At 71.1% G+C, this 23,445-nt stretch carries 21 protein-coding genes; 4 read left to right on the forward strand and 17 right to left on the reverse strand.

Annotated features, from left to right (window positions below; all coding sequences use genetic code 11):
- Nucleotide 1: 1 nt before the first annotated feature.
- From KO353_RS08390 to KO353_RS08420, 7 genes are all read right to left on the reverse strand, one after another.
- Nucleotides 2-1,042, reverse strand: coding sequence for an MlaD family protein (locus tag KO353_RS08390; protein ID WP_218284229.1), 1,041 nt, complete (start codon nucleotides 1,040-1,042; stop codon nucleotides 2-4).
- Nucleotides 1,043-1,075: 33 nt separating this feature from the next.
- On the reverse strand, nucleotides 1,076-1,882 hold the full coding sequence (locus KO353_RS08395; protein WP_218284230.1) for an ABC transporter ATP-binding protein: 807 nt from the start codon (nucleotides 1,880-1,882) through the stop codon (nucleotides 1,076-1,078).
- Nucleotides 1,882-2,958: an ABC transporter permease gene (locus KO353_RS08400; RefSeq protein WP_235691751.1), complete on the reverse strand. Its 1,077-nt coding sequence runs from the start codon at nucleotides 2,956-2,958 to the stop codon at nucleotides 1,882-1,884. Before KO353_RS08400 ends, KO353_RS08395 begins: the two co-directional genes overlap by 1 nt.
- The gene (locus tag KO353_RS08405) at nucleotides 2,955-3,746 is read right to left on the reverse strand and encodes an ABC transporter permease (RefSeq protein WP_218284231.1); all 792 of its coding nucleotides are present in this window, start codon (nucleotides 3,744-3,746) and stop codon (nucleotides 2,955-2,957) included. Before KO353_RS08405 ends, KO353_RS08400 begins: the two co-directional genes overlap by 4 nt.
- Nucleotides 3,743-4,987, reverse strand: coding sequence for an ABC transporter permease (locus KO353_RS08410; RefSeq protein WP_218284232.1), 1,245 nt, complete (start codon nucleotides 4,985-4,987; stop codon nucleotides 3,743-3,745). Before KO353_RS08410 ends, KO353_RS08405 begins: the two co-directional genes overlap by 4 nt.
- 48 nt (nucleotides 4,988-5,035) lie before the next feature.
- On the reverse strand, nucleotides 5,036-6,070 hold the full coding sequence (locus KO353_RS08415; RefSeq protein ID WP_218284233.1) for a polyamine ABC transporter substrate-binding protein: 1,035 nt from the start codon (nucleotides 6,068-6,070) through the stop codon (nucleotides 5,036-5,038).
- A gap of 140 nt (nucleotides 6,071-6,210) precedes the next feature.
- Nucleotides 6,211-7,341 carry an ABC transporter ATP-binding protein gene (locus tag KO353_RS08420; RefSeq protein ID WP_218284234.1) on the reverse strand — a complete coding sequence of 377 codons (1,131 nt, stop codon included), beginning with the start codon at nucleotides 7,339-7,341 and terminating at the stop codon, nucleotides 6,211-6,213.
- Between the two features lie 139 nt (nucleotides 7,342-7,480).
- Between KO353_RS08420 and KO353_RS08425 the strand changes: the two genes are divergently transcribed.
- Entirely contained in the window at nucleotides 7,481-9,499 is a 2,019-nt protein-coding gene (locus tag KO353_RS08425) for a putative bifunctional diguanylate cyclase/phosphodiesterase (RefSeq protein WP_218284235.1), read from the forward strand.
- Here KO353_RS08425 and KO353_RS08430 read toward each other — a convergent pair.
- A complete protein-coding gene (locus KO353_RS08430; protein WP_218284236.1) occupies nucleotides 9,484-11,991 on the reverse strand; it encodes a ribonucleoside-diphosphate reductase in 2,508 nt (835 codons plus the stop codon). The two genes, KO353_RS08425 and KO353_RS08430, sit on opposite strands and share 16 nt — an antisense overlap.
- 198 nt (nucleotides 11,992-12,189) lie before the next feature.
- Between KO353_RS08430 and KO353_RS08435 the strand changes: the two genes are divergently transcribed.
- Nucleotides 12,190-13,236, forward strand: coding sequence for an enoyl-CoA hydratase/isomerase family protein (locus KO353_RS08435; RefSeq protein ID WP_218284237.1), 1,047 nt, complete (start codon nucleotides 12,190-12,192; stop codon nucleotides 13,234-13,236).
- 8 nt (nucleotides 13,237-13,244) lie between these two features.
- Here the strand turns inward: KO353_RS08435 and KO353_RS16455 are convergent, their stop codons facing one another.
- Together KO353_RS16455 and KO353_RS16460 are read right to left on the reverse strand one after the other, a co-directional pair.
- Nucleotides 13,245-13,745, reverse strand: a complete 501-nt coding sequence (locus KO353_RS16455; protein WP_235691752.1) for an EamA family transporter — start codon at nucleotides 13,743-13,745, stop codon at nucleotides 13,245-13,247.
- Nucleotides 13,746-13,841: 96 nt separating this feature from the next.
- On the reverse strand, nucleotides 13,842-14,156 hold the full coding sequence (locus tag KO353_RS16460) for a hypothetical protein (protein WP_235691753.1): 315 nt from the start codon (nucleotides 14,154-14,156) through the stop codon (nucleotides 13,842-13,844).
- 51 nt (nucleotides 14,157-14,207) lie between these two features.
- Between KO353_RS16460 and KO353_RS08445 the strand changes: the two genes are divergently transcribed.
- Complete coding sequence (locus tag KO353_RS08445) at nucleotides 14,208-14,627, forward strand: hypothetical protein (protein ID WP_218284238.1); 420 nt, start codon at nucleotides 14,208-14,210, stop codon at nucleotides 14,625-14,627.
- Between the two features lie 7 nt (nucleotides 14,628-14,634).
- Here KO353_RS08445 and KO353_RS08450 read toward each other — a convergent pair whose 3' ends face one another.
- The 5 genes from KO353_RS08450 to KO353_RS08470 form a co-directional block, all read right to left on the reverse strand.
- Nucleotides 14,635-16,065 carry an amidohydrolase family protein gene (locus KO353_RS08450; RefSeq protein ID WP_218284239.1) on the reverse strand — a complete coding sequence of 477 codons (1,431 nt, stop codon included), beginning with the start codon at nucleotides 16,063-16,065 and terminating at the stop codon, nucleotides 14,635-14,637.
- Between the two features lie 4 nt (nucleotides 16,066-16,069).
- On the reverse strand, nucleotides 16,070-17,656 hold the full coding sequence (locus tag KO353_RS08455) for an ABC transporter substrate-binding protein (RefSeq protein ID WP_235691754.1): 1,587 nt from the start codon (nucleotides 17,654-17,656) through the stop codon (nucleotides 16,070-16,072).
- A gap of 67 nt (nucleotides 17,657-17,723) precedes the next feature.
- A complete protein-coding gene (locus KO353_RS08460) occupies nucleotides 17,724-18,875 on the reverse strand; it encodes a mandelate racemase/muconate lactonizing enzyme family protein (RefSeq protein ID WP_218284240.1) in 1,152 nt (383 codons plus the stop codon).
- Between the two features lie 5 nt (nucleotides 18,876-18,880).
- Complete coding sequence (locus KO353_RS08465) at nucleotides 18,881-19,759, reverse strand: Bug family tripartite tricarboxylate transporter substrate binding protein (RefSeq protein ID WP_218284241.1); 879 nt, start codon at nucleotides 19,757-19,759, stop codon at nucleotides 18,881-18,883.
- 155 nt (nucleotides 19,760-19,914) lie between these two features.
- Entirely contained in the window at nucleotides 19,915-20,328 is a 414-nt protein-coding gene (locus KO353_RS08470) for a DUF4864 domain-containing protein (protein WP_218284242.1), read from the reverse strand.
- 64 nt (nucleotides 20,329-20,392) lie between these two features.
- Here KO353_RS08470 and KO353_RS08475 point away from each other — a divergent pair, with 64 nt between their 5' ends.
- A complete protein-coding gene (locus KO353_RS08475; protein ID WP_218284243.1) occupies nucleotides 20,393-20,923 on the forward strand; it encodes an L-2-amino-thiazoline-4-carboxylic acid hydrolase in 531 nt (176 codons plus the stop codon).
- Here KO353_RS08475 and KO353_RS08480 read toward each other — a convergent pair.
- Together KO353_RS08480 and KO353_RS08485 are read right to left on the reverse strand one after the other, a co-directional pair.
- Nucleotides 20,880-21,560 carry an SIMPL domain-containing protein gene (locus KO353_RS08480; protein WP_218284244.1) on the reverse strand — a complete coding sequence of 227 codons (681 nt, stop codon included), beginning with the start codon at nucleotides 21,558-21,560 and terminating at the stop codon, nucleotides 20,880-20,882. The genes KO353_RS08475 and KO353_RS08480 overlap by 44 nt on opposite strands.
- A gap of 61 nt (nucleotides 21,561-21,621) precedes the next feature.
- Nucleotides 21,622-23,364: an acyl-CoA dehydrogenase family protein gene (locus KO353_RS08485; protein ID WP_218284245.1), complete on the reverse strand. Its 1,743-nt coding sequence runs from the start codon at nucleotides 23,362-23,364 to the stop codon at nucleotides 21,622-21,624.
- Between the last annotated feature and the right edge of the window lie 81 nt (nucleotides 23,365-23,445).

Raw genomic sequence — 23,445 nt, forward strand, 5'->3', positions numbered from 1 at the left:
CTCATCGCGCTCCCCCCAGCACGCTCCCCGGCGCGGAGGCTGGGTCGCGCGGCGGCGGGGCGCCGAACAGGACCTGGCTCGGATATTGGCGCATGTTCTCGGTGATGACCCTCAGGTTCTCCGCGGCAAGGCGAAGTTCGCGCAGCATCGGGCCGATGTCACGGTCTGCGTCGGCGGTGACGGTGTCGAGCCGCCGCGCCGCCGCCTCGATGGCGGCGAGGGCCTGCGGCAGGCGCCCCGTCGCGGCTTCGAGGTTGCGCAGGGTCTGCCGCGCTTCGCGGCCGTTGAGCGAGGCCTCGACCGCGGCGAGAGCGCGCCGCGCCTCCTCCGCGGCGGCGACGAGCGGCGGCGACGCCTGCCCGGCCACGGCCCTGAGCTCGGCGACGAGATCGGAGGCTTCGACGAGCATCCGGTAGGCCTCGCCGCTCGTCAGCGTCTCCGTCAGCGTCGTGATCAGGGCATTGGCGCTCTCGATCAGCTCGGGGAGCCGCGCCTGCTCGAGCCGGGCCACTAGCCGTTCCGCTGCCGAGGTGAACTGGGTGAGCGTGCTCGGCGCCGAAGGAATCACGGGGTGGCGGGGCTGCCACGGCACCGCGATCGGGGGGAAGCGCCGCGAATCGAGGAAGTCGGCCTCGAGATAGAGCACCCCGGTCAGGCCCTGGCCCGACATCCGCACCCGCAAGCCCCCCTGCACCAGACGCGCAACCTCTTCCTCGGGGCGCTGGACGAAGCGTTCGGGGAACACCTCGAATCGGACCACCACAAGGGTGAAGGCCTCGTCGCCGAGCACACGCTCCGCCTCCGGAACGGGATACTCGGCAAGCGCCATGCTGATCTCGGTCACCCGCCCGACCGGGACGCCGCGGAAGCGCACGGACGCGCCGACCTCGAGCCCCTGCACGCTCTCGGAGAAATACGTCTCGAAAGTGCGCCCACCGGAACGGAACGCGTCCGCCCCGACCCAGAGCACGAGCCCAGCGATCATCGCAAGCCCTGCGAGGACCACCACCCCGACGCGGAAGTAGATCGCCTTCTGCTCCATGCGTCGGTTGCCCTGCCCCGTCCCGCCCGCGCCTCAGGCCGCCGCGGGGATGCGGTTGAAGAAGGCCCGCACCGTCGGCTCGGTGCTGGTCGCGCGGAGGACGCGCGGATCGCCCTGTGCGATCACGCCGCGTGCCGCCTTGTCGAGCATGATCACGCGATCCGCAACCGTCAGGATCGAGTCGAGCTCGTGGGTGACGATCACGAGCGTAATGCCGAGCTCGTTGGCGAGCGCGAGGATCAGCTGGTCGAGGCCGGCGGAGGTGATCGGATCAAGCCCGGCGGAGGGCTCGTCGAGGAACAGCAGCGGCGGGTCGAGCGCCATCGCGCGGGCGATCGCGGCACGCTTGACCATGCCGCCCGAGATCTCGGAGGGAAGCTTGTGGACGGCATCGCCGAGCCCGACCATGCCGAGCTTGGCGCGTGCGACGAGGTCGATCGCCTCCGCGGGCAGGCTGGTGAAGCTCGCAAGCGGCAGGGCGACGTTCTCGAGCAGCGTCATCGAGCCGAACAGCGCTCCCTGCTGGAACATCACGCCGAAGCGTCGCAACAGGAGCCGACGCGCCCTTCCCCCCGTGGCGATCAGGTCCTCGCCGAGCACCGTGATGCTGCCCGCGCTCGGGCGCCTCAGCCCGATCAGAAGGGCGAGCAGGGTCGACTTGCCGCAGCCGGAGCCGCCAAGGATGACGAACACCTCGCCCGCGCGCACCTCGAAGCTCACATTCTCGAACACCGTGTTGCTGCCGAAACGCATGGCGAGGCCCTTCGCCTCGATCACCTTCGGCGCATCGGGCCCGGGCGCCACCCTGCCCGCGCGCGCAGGTGGGACGTCGGGGACCATCACCAGCCCATCAGGTAGAAGAACACGGCGAAGCAGCCGTCGATCACCACGATCGCGACGATGCCCCCAACCACGGCGGCGGTGGCGGCCTCGCCGACTGCGCGCGGGCCCGCACCGGTGCGCATCCCGCGCGCGCAGCCGATGCCTGCCACCACCGCGCCGAACACAAGGCCTTTGGCAAGGCCGCCCGCGACGTCGCCGGGCGTGGTCCAGCTCACCACCTGGTTCGAGATCGCAACCAGCGGGAAGCCGAGCGAGACCATCACCGTCGCCATGCCCGCCACAGCCGCGAGGTCCATGGTCGCGATCAGCACCGGCATCATCAGCACGGCGGCCAACAGGCGCGGCACGACCAGGAAGCGGAACGGATCGAGCCCGATGGTGGCGAGCGCGTCCACCTCCTGGTTCACCTTCATCGTGCCGATCTCGGCGGCAAACGCGCTGCCCGACCGGCCGGCGAGGATCACCGCCGACAGGAGCGGCCCGAGCTCGCGGAACACCGAGACGGCGACGAGGTTGGCGACGAAGATCTCGGCGCCGTACTGGCGCATCGGGATCGCCGACTGGAAGGCGAGGATCAGCCCGAACAGGAAGCCGAGCATCATGACGAGCGGCAGCGCTTGCGTGCCCGCCGCCTCGGCGTGGCGCATCGTGTCGCCCCAGCGAAGCGTCCAGGGGCGGGCCAGCGCGCGCCCCGTCGCCGCCACGGCTTCGCCGAGGAAGGCGATGCTGTCGCGCTTCTCCGCGACAGCGGCGACGGTGCTTCGGCCAAGCGAGACCGCAAGCCCCTCCGGCTTCCACCGCGCCGGCCGCGCCCAGGCGCGCTCCGCGCCGTCGCGCGCACGCGCGATCACCGCGGCGACGTCCGGGGCGGCGCCCACGACCGCGCCGCCGCCCTCCGCCTTGGCGCGCCGTTCCGCGGCGAGAACGAGCGCCGCGCCGGCGCCGTCGCAATAGGTCACGCCCGAGAGGTCGATCACGACAGGGGCGGAGGCGGCGCGCATCGTCTGATGCCACAGCGCGGCCACGGCAGCGGCGTCGAGCCTGCCGGACAGAGGCAGCACCGGTCCGGTCACGGCCGCCCCGCCGCCGCGCCGCGCGCCGAGAGGACGCGCACGAGCAGCATCAGAACGAGCGAGAGCACGGTCAGCATCGTCGCCGCCGCGAGGATGGTGAGCTCGATCGTGTCCTTGAGCCCAGCGAACATCTGCCGCGGCAGGGTGCGTTGCGACGGGCCGGCGAGGAACAGAACGACCACGCTCTCGTCGAGCGAGGTCGCGAACGCGAACACCGCTCCTGCGACGACGCCGGGCAGGATCAGAGGCAGCATCACGCGCCGGAAGGCGGTGACCGGCCCCGCGCCGCAGGCAGCGGCGGCGCGCAGAAGCGTGCGGTCGAACTGGGTGAGCGTCGCGCCGACGGTGACGACGACGAAGGGCGAGGCAAGCGCCGCATGCGCGATGATCAGCCCGAGATGGGTGCTCGCAAGCCCCACCGGGGCGTAGGCGAAGGTCAGCGCCACGGCGGTGATGATCGAGGGCACGACCATCGGCAACAGGAGCACCCCCATGATCGCCGACGCCCCGGGGAGGGGGGCGAGCCAGAGGCCGACCGCGGCAAGCGTGCCCAAGGCGGTCGCGATCGCGGTGGCGGAGAGGCCGACGACGAGGCTGTTCCACAGAGACGCGAGCCAGAACTCCGAGGCGAAGAAGGCGTGGTACCAGCGCAGGCTCACGCCCGGCAGCGGGAAGTGCAGGAAGCTGCCTTCTGAGAACGACAGCGGAACGATCACGAGAAGCGGGGCGACGAGGAACAGCGCAACCGCGACCGAGACCGCCCACCAGAGGAGCCGAAGAGCGCTCACGCCGTGCGCACCGCGCTGAAGCCGACGAGCCTGCCGTAGAGCCCGACGATGCCGAGTGTTGCGACGAGCAGGAGCAGGGACAGGGCGGCGGCAAGGCCCCAGTTCACCGTCTGGTTGGCGTAGAAGCCGATGAAATAGGGCAGCATCTGGTCCGCTCCGCCGCCGAGGAGGGCGGGGGTGACATAGAAGCCGAGCGCCTGGATGAACACCATCAGGCACCCCGCACCGATACCCGGCAGCGTCTGCGGCAGCCAGACCCGCCAGAAGGCGGCAAGCGGAGGTGCACCGAGGCTCGCCGCCGCGCGCAGATGGATCGGCGGGATCTGCCGCATCACCGCGTAGAGCGGCAGCACCATGAAGGGCAGAAGGATGTGCACCATCGCGATGACGACAGCGAACCGGTTGAACAGGAGCTGCTTCGGCGCGCCGAACAGGCCAAGCGCGATGAGCGCGTGGTTCACCACGCCCTCGCGCGCGAGCAGAACCATCCAGGCGGCGGTGCGGACGAGCAGGCTCGTCCAGAACGGCAAGAGAACGAGGAACAGGAGCACGGCCGAGACGGAGGGGCGCGCGAGCGCGATCAGCGCGGCGAGCGGATAGCCGGCTGCGAGCGTGATCGCCGTGACCATTGCCGCGATCCAGAAGGTGCGGAGGAAGACGGTCCGGAAGATCGCCTGGTCCTCGGGCACCGGGCCGATCCTCCCCGTGGCGTCGCGCCGGAGGTCAAGCGCGGCGAGGAGGAAGAAGTCGGTCCAGGGGCCCCGGGCGCGGACGATCGCCCCCCAGGTCTCGACCTGGCCCCAGGCAGGGTCTGCCCGAAGCACCGCCTCGCGGGCCGAGCCCTCGAACGGCGCGGCAAGCCGCCGCGCCGAGGCGACGAGCGTGGTGCGCAGGCCCGCGGTGTCGTGGTTCAGCCGGCTCGCCGCCACGGGCAGAGTGCCGGCGGCGCGGGCGGCGCGCAGATCCTCGACGAGGGCGGCGAAAGTCGCCTCGTCGGGCAGGTCGGTGCCGTCCCAGCGCTCGAGCGCGGCGAGCGTGCGCGGCAGAACCGGGCCCACCTCCGGGTCCTCCACGCCGCGAAGCAGCATCGCGCCGATCGGTGCGGCGAAGCTCACGAGAACGAACACGAGAAGCGGTGCCACGAGGAGCGCGGCCGAGACACTCCTGCCCCGGGCTGCGCGCCGCCTGCGGCGCCCGAGCGCCTCCGCTCTGCTGGTCTCGATCGCCGCCGCCTGAGACATCGGGAAGCGAGGCGCGGGGGCGGCTCAGCCCCCGCGCGGATCAGCACCCTACCGGGCGAGCCAGGCGTTGAAGCGCTGCGACAGCCGGTCGAGATTGTCGAGCCAGAACTGGTCGTCGATCATCAGCGACACGGCGAGGTTCGCAGGGTTCGTCGGGCTCACCTCGAGGAGCTCGGGCGGGAGGCCGTCATTGGCTCCCTTCGCGGTGCCGCCATAGGGGATCAGCGGGATCAGCTTTGCCTGCACGGCAGGGTTCGCGGCGAAGGCGAGGAAGCGGTAGGCCTGCTCGCGGTTTGGGCTGCCCTTCATGATCACCCAGCTGTCGATGGTATAGAGACTTCCGGCCCACTGGATGCCGAAGTTGCGACGCTCGGTGCGGTTGGCGTTGGTGATCCGGCCGTTCGGAGCCGAGGTCATCAGCACCTCGCCCGAGCCGAGGATCTGCGGCGCCTGGGCCGAGGACTGCCACCAGACGATGTGCGGCTTCAGCCGATCGAGCATGCGGAAGGCGCGTTCGACGCCTGCCTCGGTGCGCAGCGTCGCGTAGACCTGGTTCGGGGGAACGCCGTCGGCGAGCAGGGCGAACTCGAGGTTGAGCTTCACGCCGCGCCTGAGGCCGCGCTTGCCCGGATAGCGCTCGACGTTCCAGAAATCGGCCCAGGTCGGCGTGCCCTGGAACTTCGCCCGGTCCCAGGCGAGGACGAAATTGTAGAGGATCGTTCCCACGCCGCAGTCGTGCACCGCCTCGGGGAGGTAGTGGTCGCGCCCGCCGATGCGCGCATAGTCGAGCTTCTCGAACAGTCCCTCCTCGCAGCCGAGCAGAAGCTCCTCGCTCTCCACCTGCACGAGGTCCCAGGTGTTGTTGCCCGACTGAATGCGCGTGCGCAGAACGCCGATCCCGCCATCCCAGCTGTCCTCGACGAAGCGTATGCCGGTGGCCTGCGAGAAGGGCCGGAAATAGACTTCGCGCTGCGCGTCCTGGTAGGCGCCGCCCCAGGAGACGATGGTGAGGTCGCGCGCCGAGGCTGGCGCGGCGGCGAACAGCAGGGTCGCTGCGGCGGTGGCGAGGAAGGACCGTCTCATCTCTCTTGCTCTCCCGATCCGGATTGGCGAGGGACGCGAGCGTAGAGCAGGCCACGCCGCGATGGAACTGCATCCGCTTGCGCATCGGCCGAAGCCCCAGGCGGCACACGCCCGCCGTCGTCGCGCCGCGGCCGACTGCGTCAGACGTCGGGAGCGAAGGCGATGGCGTGCTCGGGCTGCCACGCGACGGCGACCGTTTCGCCCGGCGCGAGAGCGAAAGCCGCCGCGGCGGGGCGCTTGGCGACGAGCTCGATCCCTCCCTCGAGCAGGAGGCGGACGCGGACGTGATCGCCGAGATAGATCACCTCCGCGACCGTGGCAGGAAGGGCATGCTCGCCGAGCTCCTCCGGCGAGGCGGCGGCGAGCGCGACGCGCTCCGGGCGCACCGACAGCACCGCCCGCGCGCCCGCCGGCCCGGCATCGCCGCGTCGGGCGCGGAGCCGCTGCCCCGAGGCGAGCTCCACCGTCACGAGGCCGTCCTCCTCGCCCACGACGCGCGCAGGCAGCCGGTTGTTCTCGCCGACGAAGCTCGCGACGAAGGCATCCGCCGGCCGCTCGTAGAGCGCCTGCGGGGCGTCGAGCTGGCGGATCGCGCCGTCGCGGAACACCGCGATCCGGTCCGACATCGTCAGCGCCTCTGCCTGGTCGTGCGTCACATAGACCATGGTGACGCCGAGCCGCTCGTGGATGTGGCGTATCTCGAGCTGCATCTCCTCGCGCAGCTGCTTGTCGAGCGCGCCGAGCGGCTCGTCGAGCAGGACGAGCGGCGGCTCGAACACGAGCGCGCGGGCGAGCGCGACCCGCTGCTGCTGCCCGCCCGAGAGCTGGGCGGGGCGGCGGTCGCCATACCCGGGCAGGCGGACCATCTCGAGGGCGCGGGCAACCCGCGCCTCGCGCTCGGCTCGCCCCACCCCGCGCACCGAGAGCGGGAAGGCGACGTTCTCGGCCACCGTCATGTGGGGAAAGAGGGCGTAGGACTGGAACACCACGCCGATGCCGCGGCGGTGCGGGGGCAGGCGCGCGATCGGCCGCCCCTCGAGCAGGATCTCTCCCGCCGTGGGGGTCTCGAAGCCCGCGAGCATCATCAGCGTCGTCGTCTTGCCCGAGCCGGAGGGGCCGAGCAGGGTGAGGAACTCCCCGCGGAGGATGTCGAGGTCGAGGTGGCGGACGGCCTGCCGAACCCCGTCATAGCTCTTCTCGACGCCGAGGAAGCGAACCAGCGTGTCGGGAACGGGACAGTGCCGGGATGAGGTGTCTGCACGGGCGGGCATCGGCGCGACACTTTGGCAGCGCTGCTGCGATGCGGCAAGGAAGCGCGCGCCCGCTTTAGCGACCTGTTCATCTTCCGATGGAATGGTCCGGCCGATGGGATGTCTCGGCACGACCTCGCCGCAGGCGGAGGAGCGGCGCATGACCGCGCAGCCGCCGCGCCATGCGCCATACGCTCGCCGCCGCGGTGCCGCCGTGCGGGCCGCGCTCGTGGTCGCAGGCACGGTCGCTCTGTCCGGCCTTGCCCCTGTCGCGATTGCTGAGGCCCTCCCCTCGGCGGCTGCCGCGCCGGGGGCGTCGACGCTGCAGAGCCTCGGCGCCGCCGCCCTGCTTGCCGCCCTCTCTCTGCTCGCCGGCCTCGGGCTCGGCCTCTCGCTCGGGCGACGCCGGTCGTGCCTGAGCCACTCCTGCGCCGAGGTGAACTCCTGCGCGGCGGTGGCGGAGCAGACGGAGGCCCTCCGCGAGGCGCACCGCCGTTTCGACGCGGCGCTGAACAACATGTCGCAGGGCCTCTGCATGTTCGACCAGGACAATGTGCTCCTGGTGGTGAACCGGCGATTCTGCGAGATCTACCGTCTCGATCCGGCCCTGATCGTCCCCGGCATCACCTTCCGCGACATCATCGCCGCCTCGATCGCGGCCGGAAACCACGCAGGCATCGATGTCGACGGGCTGGTGCGACGACGCCTCGAGTTCGTCGCCCGCCGTGCCGCCGCCACCACCTTCCAGGAACTGGCCGATGGGCGGGTGATCGCGATCTCGCACGAGCCGATGGCAGGCGGCGGCTGGGTGGTGACCTACGAGGACATCACCGACCGCCGCCGCGCCGAGGCGCAGATCGCCCACATGGCGCGCCACGACCAGCTCACCGGCCTGCCGAACCGTCTGCATTTCCGCGAGCGCGTCGAGGCCGCTCTACTCGCCGGCCTTCCCCTCGCTGTGCTGTCGATCGACCTCGACGATTTCCGGGCGGTGAACGACACGCTCGGCCACGCCGCTGGCGATGCGGTGCTGCGCGAGGCGGCGGCGCGGCTCCTTGCCGCCGTGCCCGAAGGCTCGATCGTCGCCCGGCTCGGCGGAGACGAGTTCGCCGTGGTGCACTGGCCGGTCGCCGGCGCCGACAGCGTCGCCTCTCTCGCCGAGCGGCTGATCGGCGTTCTGTCCGAGCCTTGTCCGGTCGGCCACGGCGAGGCGATGCTCGGCGCCTCGATCGGCATCGCGATCGCCCCGGCCGATGGCGAGACGGCGGACGCTCTGCTCGCGCATGCCGATCTCGCGCGCGACCTCGCCCGGCGCGAGGGACGACGGTCCTGGCGCTTCTTCGAGCCGGGAATGGACGCGCGGCAGCAGAAACGCCGCCAGCTCGAAGCCGATCTCCGCCAGGCCCTCGGCAACGGCGAGTTCCTGCTTCACTACCAGCCGGTGGTGGAGCTTGCCTCTGGCAGGGTCACCGGTTTCGAGGCGCTCCTGCGTTGGAAACATCCGCGCCGCGGCCTCGTCTCGCCGGCCGACTTCATACCGATCTCGGAACAGCTCGACCTGATCGGCCCGATCGGCGCCTGGGTGCTCGCCCGAGCGACAGCCGACGCCGCCGCCTTCCCGGGCGCCCCGCGGATCTCCGTTAACGTCTCGCCGCTGCAGTTCCGCCGCCCCGGCCTCGTGGAGGCGGTGGCCGATGCGCTTGCCAACTCCGGGCTCGCCGCTGACCGGCTCGAGCTCGAGATCACCGAAAGCGTGCTGCTCGACGAGAACGCGTCGACGCGCGAGACGCTGCACCGCCTTGGCGCCCTTGGTGTGCGGGTCGCGATCGACGATTTCGGCACCGGCTACTCGTCGCTTCGCACGTTGCGCGCCTTCCCCTTCGACCGGCTCAAGATCGACCGAAGCTTCACCCGCGACCTCGGCATCAGCCCCGACGCGCGCTCGATCGTCTCGGCGATCGCAGGGCTTGGCCGGGCGCTCGGGATGCGAATCACCGCCGAAGGGGTCGAGACGGAGGAGCAGCGCGCCTGCCTCTTGGCCGAGGGGTGCCTCGAAGGCCAGGGCTTCCTGTTCTCGCGCCCCCGCCCGGCGGAGGAGATCCCGCTCCTCTTGCGGACGCTCGAACGCCGTATGGAGGAGCGCGCCGCGCTCCGGCGGGCGGGTCAGGCCTTGGCCTGAGCCGCGGCCTGCGCCTCGTCGCGCGCCGCGGACGCCTCGTTCGTTCCGAAGTCGATCGGGCAGACCCCGGCCGCGCAATCGACGTGCTCGCGCCCGACATCCTCGGCCGCGGCCTCGGCGATCGCCGCCGCGATCAGCTCGTACTCCGCCTTCGTCACCGGCTGTTCGGGCTGGTACTCGTAAGCCGTGGTGTCGGTCTGCGGCATCACCGAGCAGGCGCGGATCGTCGGCTGAAGCTTGAGGATCGTGTCGCGGAACTCCTCGAAGGACACCGTCTTCGGGTCGTATTTCAGCGTGTAGGAGACCTGGTTGCCGGTATCGACCGCAAGCGGCTCTCCCTGCTCATCGACGCCCCTGATCCAGTACTTCTCGAGCAGCTGCAGGTAGCGGTACTGGTCAGCCGGCTTGGCTTCGCCTGCGGTGACGAGCTTGTCGGCGAGCCCGAGCTCGTCGGCGAGCTTGACGATTTCGGGCTTGGTGGGGAGGCCGACGACGGTGGTGCCGCGATAGGTGGTGAGGCTCTTCACCGGGTAGCCCTTCGCGCGGTATTCCCGCACCATCGGGTCGTCGTTCCGGAACTGCACCCAGCGCAGGTACTCCCGCATCGAGGGCAGGTGCGCGCCTTCCGTCAGCCCGAACAGTTTCGAGGTCGTTCCTGCGGGCTTCATCGTGGTGTCGGTGTGGGGGCGCACGACGCCGAGCGCGGCCGAGTAGCGCGCCGCCTCGTCGGCAACCGCGCGCTTGAACCGCGCGAGCATCATCCAGAACGGCTTCGACCGCTCCTCGTCGATGAGGTCGGCCCAGCCGAAGCCGAAGCGCTTGAGCGCGTACTCGTGCAGGCCGGTGATGCCGACGCCGATCCGGTTCGTGCGCCGCGTCTCAGGCCGATAGAGGCAGTCCATCAGGTTGACGCGGATCAGCGCACGGGCGGCGGCGCGGAAGGCGGCCTCGGCATCGTCGTCGTCCGCGGCGTGGTAGGGCACGACGTCGGCGATCACGCAGTAGCCGCCGAGCATGAACAGGCTGATCTCGCCGCAGGGATTGGTGATCTGCGTGTAGCGCGAGGCGCGGGCGCGTGCGACGAGATCGCCGAGCAGGGGCTTGGTCTCCTCGTCGGGCTGGTACTTCTCGCTGCCGACGAAGAGCGCCCCGGACGTGTAGGCATCGAGCCCCTCGTCATTGGCGACGAGCTTGTCCTGGTTGATGAAGCCCGGCTCGCCCGTGCCGTCCTCGTAGGCCGCGCGCACCGCCGCCTCGAACACCGCATGCGCGTGCGCCCACTCCTCCCGCGTCGCCTCGTCCCAGTCCGGATCGGGGTCTTGCTGCCGCACATGCTCCCAGAACGCGGCGTCGACCGTGATCGAGTTGTTCGACGACCACAGGAACCCGCCGCGCTTGACCGAGATGAAGCTGAGCACGGAGCGGTCGCGCCACGTCTTGGTGCTCATCCGCGCCGAACGCCGCGCGCCGCCGACGAGAACGCACTCGGCGAGGTAGTGGTCGACGAACAGCGTCGCCCGCCAGGGCTCCATCCCTGAGCCGCGCACCATCGCCACGCGCGCGAGCGCCTGCATGTAGGGGCCGGGGCCGGAGGCGGGACGCCCCTGCATGCCCATGATCGGCGCGCCCTTCGGCCGAACCTTGGTGAAATCGAGCAGCACCACCTCGTCGCGCCGGCGCTCGAACGCCATCCGCTCGACGAGCTCGACCGCCTTCGCCCAGCCCTCGCGCGAATCGCCGACCTCATGGACGACGATCCGCCCATGCGAGGCGTAGAGATGCTCGGCGTCGCGCCGCGTGAGGAACCCCGTCACCGTGCCGGACTGCACATCCGGATGCGACCAGTCGATGACCGGAACGATCAGCGGCATGTCGCGCGCCCAATCCACCGCCATCATCGCGTCGTCATAGGCGCGCCCGACACCGGAGCCGTTCAGCAGGAGGAGATAGCAGAGGAAGCTCGTCGCGGCCGTGGAACAGTTGGTGAACACCTCCATGTTCCGCGGCGGCTGCGAGGCGTCGCCGTGCTGCAGGTGCCGCCCGCTCATCAGAAGCGAAGCCTGGCGGAGGTGGTGGCGAAGCGTCGCCCGCTCCGCCTCGCGCCACTCGGGCCTCGGCTCGAGCAGCGCATTGCCGAGCGCGACACGCTCGGCGACATCGGCCCAAGCCTCGGTCTCGATCCGCCCGACCGCCAGGATCCAGCCGGAGACGGTCACGTCGTCGCCGTGCTCGACATGGAACCCCCCCTCATAGGCCCAGCCCTCGCGCCGCGCCCAGGCCGCGAGCTGGCTCTCGAGAGCGGTGGAGTCGTCGCGCGGCACCACGAAGGGAACGCGCTGCGGCGAGGGGAAGCGACGCACGATTCGGCGGTTGATCGTCCGGTCCGCCACCGCCTGGCCCATCCCGGGCGCGTAGGTTCGCGCCGGCGTCTCGCCCCACGGGAGCAGCGGCTGCGACAACAGGGAGGGGGGGACGGGCTTGATCAACGTCATCTGTGGCAACCTCGGCGGTGACGACTTATCGGCGAAGGTTTGCCGGAGTCGGGTTGGATTGAATCGTGAAAACGACATCAAGGGGAAAGTGGCCGTCTTTACCTCTATATGTTGCGTCCGTGCCACCGAGCCCGATGTTGCATGGCAGCATCCGCGCTGCTACCGCTCACCCTTGTCAGGGGTCGAACGGGGCGCGCGATGACCGACACCGCCGATCAGGGCATCGGGGCTGAACCGACGGTGCGCGCGGAGGTCGCCGACGGGGTCGGCCGCCTCACCCTGAACCGGCCGCGCGCGCTCAACGCTCTCGACCGCGCGATGATCGACGAGCTCGCCGACGCGCTCACGGCCTGGCGCGACGACCCTGCCGTGCGGCTCGTCACGATCGAGGGCGCAGGCGGGCGCGCCTTCTGCGCCGGCGGCGACGTGCGCGCGGTGCGCGCGCTCGTGCTCGCCGGACGCCACGCCGAGGCCGAGGCGTTCTTCGCCGCCGAGTACGCGCTCAACCGGATGATCGCCGAGTATCCGAAGCCCTATGTCGCGCTGATCGACGGGCTCTCGATGGGCGGGGGCCTTGGCGTCTCCGTCCATGGCAGCCACCGCGTGGTGACCGAACATGCCACGCTTGCGATGCCGGAGACGGCGATCGGCTTCTTCCCAGACATCGGCGCGACCTTCTTCCTGCCGCGCCTGCCGGGGCAGTCGGGGATGTATCTCGGGCTTACCGGCGCGCGCCTCTCGGCTGGCGATGCGCTGCACACCGGGCTTGCCACACACTTCGTCCCGCGCGCGGCGCTCGCGGCGTTGAAGGCCGGGCTCGCGCGCGCGGGCACGGCCGCGATCGCCGCGCATGCGCATCCCGCGCCCGAGAGCCTGCTCGCCGCCGACCGGCCGGCGATCGACCGCTGCTTCGCCCAAGCGAGCGTGCCCGCGATCCTCGACGCGCTCGAGGCCGAAGGCACGCCTTGGGCGCACGCGACCCTCGCCACGCTCAGGGCGATGTCGCCGACCGCTCTGGTCGTCACCTTCGAGGCGCTGCGCCGCGGGGCGCGGATGACGCTTCCCGAGTGCCTCGCGATGGAGCTCACGCTGACCCGGGGCGTGACGCGCCACCCCGACTTCGCCGAAGGCGTGCGCGCCCAGGTGGTCGACAAGACTCGCGACCCGCGTTGGACGCCCGCGACCGTCGCCGAGGTCGACGCAGCCGACATCGCCGCCCTGTTCGAAGGGCGCTGGCCGCGCTGACCGGGCCGCTACCGCCCGGCGAGGATCAGCACCACGCCGGCGACGACGAGCGCGAGACCGAGGACATCCGTGCGCCGCACCGCCTCCTTGAGGTAAAGGCGCGAGAAGGCGAGCGTGAACACCATCTCCACCTGGCCGAGCGCCCGCACGAGCGCCACGGGCGCAAGCGCGAAGGCGGAGAACCAACAGGACGATCCGGCGGCGGAAAGAAACCCCACCCACGCGGCGCTTCGCCACGCGCTGAAGGAGAGGCGGAACTGGGCCGGGTCAAAACGCCAGAGCCAGGGGCCGAGCATCAGCGTCTGCAGGATGTTGGTCGCGACCAGGGTCGCAAGCGCGCGGAGGATCGGGTCGTCGCCGGCGAGCGCGACATTGGCGACCTTGAAGAGCACGGCGGAGAGGGCGAAGGCAGCGCCGGCGCCGAGGCCGCACAACGCCGCGGGCTCAGCGATGCCGCGCGCGAGCTCGGTGACCGAGAAGCCGTCCTTCGGCAGCGACAGGGCGAGCACGCCCGCGGCCCCGACCGCGACACCGGCCGCGGCGAGCGGCGAGAGCGCCTCGCCGAGGATGATCCAGGCCGCGATCGCGCCCTGAACGGCTTCGGTCTAGGAGTAGGCGGTGCCGACAGCGAAGTTCCGGGAGCCGAACGAGCGGATCAAGAGAAGCGTGCCGACGATCTGCGCAAGCCCGCCCGCGGCGCAGAGGGCGAGGAACCAGGCGTGCGGAGCGGGCGGTGCCTCCCCGGTCGCAAGCGCCCACGCCGACATGAACAGGGCGGCGAAGGGGGCGCCATAGAGGAACCTGACGAAGGCGGCGGCGTTGACCGAAAGCGCGCCGCGGAGCTTCTGCTGCAGCGCGGTGCGCCAGGTCTGGAACAGAGCAGCGGCGACGGTGATCGGGATCCAGGCATCGGCCGTCATCGCGGCCGCCCTGTCGTGCGCCGCCCTGAGCGCGGGGCAGGCTCGGCACCGATGCCGCTCGTCGCGCCCGATGCCCGGACCGACCTTCGCCGCTTCGCCATGCGTCTCGGCGCGGGGCTCTGGCTCGCGCCCGTCCTCGCGGTCTCTTCGCGGGCGGCATGGGGCGACACGATCGAGGCGGCGGAGGCGGTGCTGACGGCGGTCTCGCTCGCGCTCGCTGCCCAGGCCGCCGCGGCAAGCGCGCTCGTCGCGCTCGCCGCGCGCGCGCTCGTCGCCTGCCTGCTCGCCGCCGCGCTCGGCGTGGCGCTGATGCTCGGCGCAACGCTGCCGATCGTGCTCGTGCTGCCGAGGGGCATGGAGGCGATCGGGCCGGAAGCGATGGCGCTCCTTCTGCCGGCGCTTGCGGGCTTCGCCGCCGTTCCGGCCGGGCTCGCGCTCAAGGCGCTCTTCGCCCTGGTGCGGCGCGCGTGACCCTGGCTCAGAGCCGCACGCGCCCCCAGCCCGGGTCGCAGGCGATCAGGCGCCGAAGGCCCGAACGGTCGAGCATCGCCTCCGTTTCGGCGGCGGCCTCGGCGAGAACCTCGGCCTCGTCCACTGTGGTGACGATACGGTCACGCATCAGAACGCGGCCATCGACGATCACGTCGCGCACATCCGCCGCACCGGCGAAGAACACGAGCCGATGGACGGGCATGTTCGGCGGATACGCGTGCGGGGTCGAGAGATCGACGGTGATCACGTCCGCCTTCTTGCCCGGCTCGAGGCTGCCGATCGAGGCCGACATGTTGAGCCCCTTCGCGGCGTCGATGGTGATCATCTCGAGGAGTTTGCCCGGCGGCATCAGGCGCTCGTCGCGCGCCGCGCGCTGGTGCAGCCGCGCGCACATCACCATGTGCCGGAACATGTCGGTGCCGCGGTCGGGGGCGGTGCCGTCCGAGCCGATCATCACCGTCACGCCGCGCTGGAGGAGAAGCGGCACCGGGCAGTGCCCGCGCACCTGGGCGATCGCGGTGGGGTTGTGCACGATCGAGACGCCGGTGCGCGCAGCACTCTCGATGTCGTCCTCGGTCAGGTCGGTGCAGTGGCTGTAGAACGCATCCGGCCCGTTGAGGCCGAAGAGGCGTTCCGCCATCGCGATAGACCCGTTGCGGTGGCCGTCCTGGTGGAACAGCGTCCCCGCCTTGCGGCCGAGCTCGCGGATGATTCGCCCCTGCCGCTCGATCAGCGCCACCTCCGCCGGGTCGTGCCGCGTCTCGCGATAGACCGGCATCAGGGTCGCGATCGCAAGGCGCCCGTCCTGCGCCCCGTGCAGACGCTCGATCAGCGTCCCGACCACCTCGGCCTGACGCTCAAAGCTGACGTGATGGTCGATCCGCTTTGCCCCGTCCCAGGTGGCGTAGAGGCGCGGGTGCGGCGGCCGCGTGGGGCCGACCGCGATGATCGCGCGTATCCCCACCTCGCCCACGCCGGCCGCATGCGCCTCTCCGTGCGCCGGGTCGTCGACGCGCATGATGCTGTCGCCGCCGCCGAGCAGAGACACGCCGGTTGTGACGCCGCCCCGGAGACGCTCGAGCGCCGCAAGCCGCGCCTCCGCCCGCCAGAACGAGGGCGGCGAGGCGGTGGTGTAGATGATCCGGCAGGCCTCCGACCACGCCTCGCTGTCGCCGCCGCCCATGGTCTTGACGAGGCCGTGCCCGGCATGGGCGTGGCCGTCGATCAGCCCGGGCAGGATGGCGCGGCCCTTCGCCTCGATCACCGTCGCCGCCCGTGGGTGGGCGGCCTCGACCTCGGCGCGGGGCCCGACGGCGACGATCCGGTCGCCGGCGATCGCGACGGCTCCGTCCTCGATCACCCGCCGCGCGGGGTCCATCGTGACGAGGAGGCCGCCGCGCACCAGGATGTCTGTCATCGCCTCACGGCATCCGCACGAGCCACAGACGAAGCCGGTTGTCGGGCGCCTGGGCGAGCTCGATCCCACGCCGCGCCGCCCACACGATCGGCTGCTGGTGCAGCGGCACATGCGCGATGTCGCGGCGCTCGAGGTCCAAGGCCTCGCGCATCAGCGCCCGGCGCTTCGCTTCGTCCGTCTCGCGGCTCGCTTCCTGCGTGAGCGCGTCGATGCGGGGGTTCGAGTAGCGGCCGGCGTTCAGGCCGCCCGTCCTGTCGGTCTTGGTCTGGATCACCTCCGAGAGCACATACCAGGCATCGGCGAGCGGCAGGCCGGCGTGGCCGAGCATGAACATCGACACGTCATGCTGGTTCACCCGGCGCGACCACACATTGAGCGGTTCGATCTGCGGCTGAACGCGGATGCCGACGCGGCCGAGCATGGCGATCACCGCAAGGCAGATCCGCTCGTCATAGACGTAACGGTCGTTCGGGCAGGAGAGGCCGACGGCGAACCCTTCCGGGTAGCCCGCTTCGGCGAGCAGGCGCCGCGAGGCCTCCGGGTCGAACGGGAAGAGCCGCTGGTTCAGGTCCTGCGGCGCCCCGGTCAGGAAGGGGCTTGCCATCATCCCCGCCGGCCAGGACTGCCCGCGCATGATCTGGCGCCGGATCGTCTCGACATCGATCGCCTGGTAGATCGCCTGGCGCACGCGGATGTCCTTGAACGGGTTCCTTCCCTTGACGTCGCTGTAGAGAAGCTCGTCGCGGAACTGGTCGAAACCGAAATAGATCGTCCGCAACTCTGGCCCCTGGATCACCTCCAGCCTCGGGTCGGCCTCGACGCGGGGGATGTCCTGAAGCGGCAGTTCGACGGTCGCGTCGATCGCGCCGGAGAGGAGCGCGGCGGTGCGCGTCGCGGCGCTCCGGATCGGCTGGTAGGTGACCTCGGTGAGGTTGTGCACAGGCCTGTCCCACCAGGAGGGGTTCGCCTCGAGCACGGTGCGGCTGTCGGCCTCGCGCAGCCTGAGCCGGAACGGACCCGTTCCGTTCGCCATCCGGCTCGCCGGGCTCTCCTGCCGGTCGGAGAGGTTGGAGCTGGTCGTGGCGTTGTTCCGCTCCGACCATGCTTTGCTCATCACGAAGAAATGGGTGAGCGAGGAGAGCAGAACCGGATAGGGCTGAGAGGTGACGAACTCGACCGTGTGGTCGTCGACCTTGCGCACCTCCGTCACCGGCCCGATGGTGCGGCGGACGAGCGCGCCGGGCGTGTTCATCCGCGCCCAGGTGAACACCACGTCGTCGGCGGTGAAGGGAGAGCCGTCGTGGAAGGTGACGCCGCGTCGCAGGTAGAAGCGCCACACGGTCGGCGAGACGATCTCCCACCGCTCGGCGAGCGCGGGCTCGATCTCGATCTTCGCGTTGTGCCGCGTCAGCCCCTCGTAGATGTTGTTGACGAAGGCGTTGGTGAAGGTGTTGTTCGAGGCGTGCGGGTCGAGCGTCATCACGTCGGAGCTGAAGGCCCAGGTGAAGCTCTTCGCCGCGATCGGGCCCGACGCAAGCATCGCCACCAGAGCCGCCGCCGACGCCATCGCATCGAGCCGGATCGTCCGCATCTCGCCCCTCCGCGCTGTTGTCGCGCCGAGCGTGCTGCGCCGCGGCAGCGCCGTCAACGGGCAGGGCTCAGCCGAGGCGCGGGTCGAGCCAGGGGCGATCGATCGGCACCCAGGGCCGCTCGGCGGCGACACCAGGGCGGAGCGCGCAGCCGAGGCCGGGAGCATCGGGCGCCTCCGCGCGCCCGCCCGTGGCGGCCGGGACCGAGCCGCACACGATCTCGAAGAAGAGCGGGGTTTCGCCGAACTGCACCTCGAGGAGGGTCGCGTTCGGGATTGCCAGCGCAGCGTGCACGGAGTGCGCGTGGCAGACCGGGCCGGTCGGGTTGTGCGGCGCGATCTCCACGCCGTGCAGGTGGGCGAGCGCGGCGATTCGGCGCATCTCCTCATGCCCGCCGCAGTACTTGATGTCGTGCATCACCACGTCGTGAGCCTCCGCTCCGAGCACGGGCGCGAAGCTCGCAAGGCCTGCAAGCGTCTCGGCGCCGGCGAGGCGTATGCCGCGGTCGTTCGCACGCCCGCGCAGGCGCCGGAGCGCAGCGAGGTTCGATTCGGCGACGGGACATTCCACCGAGAAGGGTGAGGCGGCGGCGAGATCGGTGATCAGCGCCGCAGCGCCGCCCGCCGAGAAGCGCCAGTGGCAATCGATCATCACCGCGATGTCGGGCCCGACGGCTGCGCGCACGGCGGCGACACGATCGAGCCCTCGGGCATAGGCGGCGCGGAAGCCCGGATCGGAGGCGTCCTCCCACACCAGCGGGTCGAAGGGCGCGAGCTTGACCGCGTCGAACCCCTCCGCCATGGCCCGGCGCGCGGCTTCAGCGAAGCCCTCGGGCGTGCGATGGGCCACACCGCGGTTGATGTTGGCGTAGAGCTTGATCCCCTCCCGGACTGCGCCGCCGAGGCGGAGATGGATCGGCTCGCCGACGCGCTGGCCCTCGAGGTCCCATAGCGCCTGGTCGAGCGCCGAGAGAACGGCATGGCGCACGAGGCCCGCCGGTGCATGCGGGATGAGCCGCGCGAGCAGGGTGCGCCGGCGCGAATCCTGGCCCACGAGCGTGCGGCCGAGCCGCGCGGCCTCCGACTCGAGCGCCATCTCGTGCTCGGCGAGCGTGCACTCGCCGATCCCTTCCCGGCCATCCTCGGTTCGCACGACGAGGAAGGACCAGTTCGTCTTCGGGGTGACGTTGACGGCGACGAAGCTGACCGCGGTGATGCGCACTCGGCCTACTCCTGGGCCAGGTTCCGCTCCGCGACGAGGCGGCGCCACTTCGCGATATCGGCGACGATCCGATCCCGGAACGCCTCCGGCGTCGAGGCGCGCGGGAACCCGCCGATCAGGCGTATCTTCTCGATGACGTCCGGCAGGGCCGAGATCTCGACACAGGCGCGATGCAGCGTCTCAATCACCGGTCGCGGCGTGCCCGCTGGTGCAAGGAGACCGAACCAGGCGATCGTCTCGAACCCGGGCAGGCCGCTCTCGGCGACCGTGGGCACGTCCGGCAGGTCGGGCGTGCGCTCGAGCGAGGTGACGGCAAGCGCGGCGAGCTCGCCGCGTCGGATGGAGGCCATCGCTGGGGGAAGGTTGACGAACATGACCGGCGGCTCCCCGGAGACGAGCGCCTGCAGCGCCGGCCCCGCGCCGCGAAACGGCACGTGCTCGAGATCAACGCCTGCGAGGGACTTGAAGAGCTCCATCGTCAGATGCGCGGAGGTGCCCGGCCCTCCGGAGGCGTAGGCGATCTCCCCAGGGCGCCTCTGGGCGTACGCGATCAGTTCGGCGACGTCCTTCACCGGCAGTTTCGCTCGGTTGACCACAAGGACGTTCGGGGCCTCCACGAGCAGGCTGATCGGGGCGACGTCGCGGGCGATGTCGTACGGGAGGCTGCGATAGAGCGCGGCGTTGATGCCGTGGCTGCCCGCGTTGCCCATCACCAGCGTGTAGCCGTCGGGGGCGGCGCGCACCGCGACCTCGGTGCCGATCCGCCCGCCGGCGCCAGTGCGGTTCTCCACGACGAAGCTCTGGCCGAGCCGCCGCTCGAGATGGTGGGCGTAGAGACGCGCGATGCTGTCGCCCCCGTCGCCGGGTGCAGAGGGAACGATCACGCGCACGGTCCGCGTCGGGTACGAGGCCTACGCACGCGACGGCGCGGCGAGCGAGGCGAGGGCCAGGGCGCAGAGGGTTCGGCGTGCGATCATGTCGTCTCTCCCCGATGGAAAGACGGTGACACGCAGGTCTCCGGTCGCATCCGGCTGCCCGTTCACGCCCCTGCTTCCGGAAGCGTGACGAGCACGACGGCGGCGATCTTCCATGATCCGTCCGGCTGCAGTTCCATGGTGTAGAGCGCGAGATGAGCCCGCCCGTCGGGACCGACCAGCAGAACGCGTTGCACCACCTCGCCGTTCTCGACCACGGTCTCGGCGAAACGAACGTCCCGCGGCCGATACACCGGCGCATAGCCGGAGCGGACCATGCGCATGAAACTCTCGACGGACGGGAACAGGGCCTTCACGCCGTCCGCGGCGAAGGCGTAGGCGGCCTCGCCGTCATCGCGCCGGAAGGCCTCGATCTGCGCGGTGATCACCGCCTCGATCGCCGCGCGGGCCTGAGCCGGCACCTCCGCACGGAGCGGCGAGGCGAGCATCAGCAAAAGGGCGAGGGTGGCACGGGACATCGTCGGTCTCCTCTCGGCACGCTACTCTGCCCGGGACGGGGCCATGACGGGAAGGAGGAACGGCATGGACGAGGAGATTGGAATCCTCAGGCAGCGCACCATCGAGGCGGCCTTCGCGAAGGAGCTGCATGCCGAGATGGCGAAGGAGATCGGCGAGGAACGCGCCACCGCCATCCTCGCCCGCGCGGTGATCCGCATGGCGAGGGCGGCCGGCGCCGAGTGGGCGAGGAGGGCGGCGGGTGGGCGCACCTCGATCAGGAGTTTCGCCGAGACGCTGCCTGCCTGGACGAAGGATGACGCGCTCACGATCGAGGTGCTGAAGGAGACCGAGACCGAGTTCCACTTCAACGTCACCCGCTGCCGCTACGCCGAGACCTACCGGGCGATGGGCATCGGCCATCTCGGGGCGGTGCTCTCGTGCAACCGCGACGGAACGTTCTGCGAAGGTTACGACCCGCGGCTGAAGCTCACCCGCACGCAGACGATCATGGAGGGCGCTTCGCACTGTGACTTCCGCTACAGCCTCGAGGAGCGGCCTCGCGCGGAATCGTTCAGCGAGGCAGAAGGATCCCATCCCCCTCCACAGTCACCGTGATCGGAACCTCGGCCGGCTGCGCCGACGGAGCGGTTCGGGCGGCATCGGCCGCCATCGCCATCGGCGCCGGCAGAGGCGGGCGGGCGAGGCGGCCGGCATCGACCCTGAGCTCGCGGAAGCCCGCGAACCGCATCCCTATCATCCCTGCGAGACGTTCCGCGCGCTCCTTCAGCGCCGCGAGTGCCTCCTCCGTTGCGGCGTCTCGCTCGCGCTTCCGCAGCGGCGAGGACACCTCGAAGACAAGACGGCTGACAGCAAGCCCCTGGCCCTGAAGCGTGCCCACGAGCTCGAGCAGCGCCGGGGCTGCCTCGATGGCGGTGAGACGGAGCTCCTGGCTCCCCTGCCACTGCTCGCGCCGCTCGCCGATGCGCCATGTCGTGTAGCTGCCGGTCGAGACCGTCACGCCGGGTGCGGCACGGGCGCGCTCGAGCGCCGCGGCGACCATGCGGTTCACCTGCTCGCCCACGGCGGCGGCGGAGCTTCCGACCGCCTCGGCGCGGAGCACGGCGTTGAGTTCGTCTGCTCGCACGCTGCGCTCCACCGTTTCCGAGAGGCGAAGCAGCGTCTCGGGTTGTGCCGCCGCAGGCGCGGCGAGGAACGCGGCGAAGGCGACAGCGGCAAGACGTGTTCGGCGCATCCGGTCTCTCCGTGCAGGCAACGGCATCGCTGGGCGCTGCGGCGGCTTTGCGGCGAGGGGGTCACGCAAGCGCGAGCGCCTCCTCGAGGGTGAGCGGCGAATCGTCCACCCACGCCTCGGCGATCGCCGCCTCCTGCGCGAGATCGCCGCGCGCGAGCGGGTCGCGTGCCGAAAGCCGATGCTCGAGCACGAGCCGCGCGAGCGCGAGCCGCCGCGCATCGCCACGGAGGGACGCAAGCCGCGTTCCCTCCCAGGCGAAGAGGACGGCGGTCGCGGCATGATACAGGGCGGAGGCAGCCTGGCGGTTGAGCACGCCCGAGCCTTCTGCCGCCGCCTCCTCGGCGAAAGCGGCGGCGCGGTGCAGCGCCTCCGAGGCGGGGCCGGCGAAGGCGAGCGGCACGTCGGCCAGAAGGGCGGTGAGCGCGACGACGAAGGGGCCGAGACAGCCCGAGCGGCCGACGGCGCGCGCGATCGCATCCTCGGCGACGATGCTGCTCGTTCCCTCCCAGATCGAGCCGAGATGGCAGTCGCGGACGAGCCGAGGCTCCACGAAGTCCTCGATGTAGCCGTTGCCGCCGCGCATCTCCATCGCATCGCCCGCCACCTTCCGGGCATCGCGGCAGGCGCGGAACTTCAGAAGCGGTGTTGCGAGGCGGAGCACCTTGGCGGCGTGCGAATCGCCCGCATCGGCGCGCGCCATCGCATCGGCGGCGAACAGCGAGAACGAGAGCGCCTGCTCGGCCGGGAGCCTGATCTTGAGGAGCTGGCGCCGCGCCGCCGGATGGTCGGCCACGCGTCGGCCGAAGGCGACGCGGCCGGCGGCGGCGACCGAGGCCTCGATGAGCGCCCGCCGCATCATGCCGGCAGCGCGCACGCCGTTTGAGAGGCGCGAGGCGTTCACCATCTCGAGCATCTGCGCGAAGCCGCGCCCGAGGTCGCCGACCGGCCAGGCGGTCGCACCCTCGAGCACGATCTCGCCCGAGGCCATAGAGCGTGTGCCGAGCTTGTCCTTGAGCCGAACGATCCGGAAGCGGTTGCGACGCCCGTCCGGCAGAAGCCGCGGCAGGAGGAACAGGCCGAGCCCCGCGGTTCCCGGAACGCCGCGCGCGCGGGCGAGCACGAGCGCCACATCGGCGCCCGCGTTCGAGCAGAACCATTTCTCTCCCGTGAGGCTCCACGTGCCGTCCGGGTTCGGCGTCGCGATGGTCGTGATCGCGCCGACATCCGACCCGGCCGCCTTCTCGGTCATGAACATCGCGCCGGTCGCCCAGGAGTCGGGGTCGTCGCTCGTGAGGGCGGGCAGCCAGCGGGCAGCCAGCACGGGGTCGAACCGGGCGAGCACGCGCGCCAGAGCATCCGTCATCGAGATCGGGCAGAGCAGGCCGAACTCTGCTTGGGCGAACAGATACTGGAACGCGTATTTGGCGAGCGGCGGCAGCGGCTCCGGCCAGCCGAGCACGCCCGGCCGATGGCTCATCGCCGCAAGGCCGAAGCGCCCGAGGCCGATCTTTTGCATCTCCCGATAGGCGGGGTGGTGTTCGACGAGATCGATCTCGTTGCCGAACCGGTCGCGCTTGCGCAGCACGGGAGGGGTGCGGTCCGCCTCGCGCGCGAGCGCATCGAGTCGCCCACCCGCGAGCGCGCCGAGCTCGACGAGATGCGGCTCGAGATGGGCGCGCAACGAAGGCTCCATCCAGAGGTCGAGCAGGGGCCTGAGCGCCCCGTCAGCCTCGTAGAGGTTGAGGCCTGATGCGTCGGGCGCGATCCCCGACGGAGGTGGCCCGGTCCTCGCGTCGTCCGGCATGGTTGTCCTCCCGCGGGCGCAAGGATCGGCCCGGCAGTGATGCAAGTCTAGCAACGATCGGCCCCTGCGCGTGCTACGATC

Source organism: Elioraea tepida, assembly GCF_019203965.1.
GTDB lineage: Bacteria > Pseudomonadota > Alphaproteobacteria > Acetobacterales > Acetobacteraceae > Elioraea_A > Elioraea_A tepida.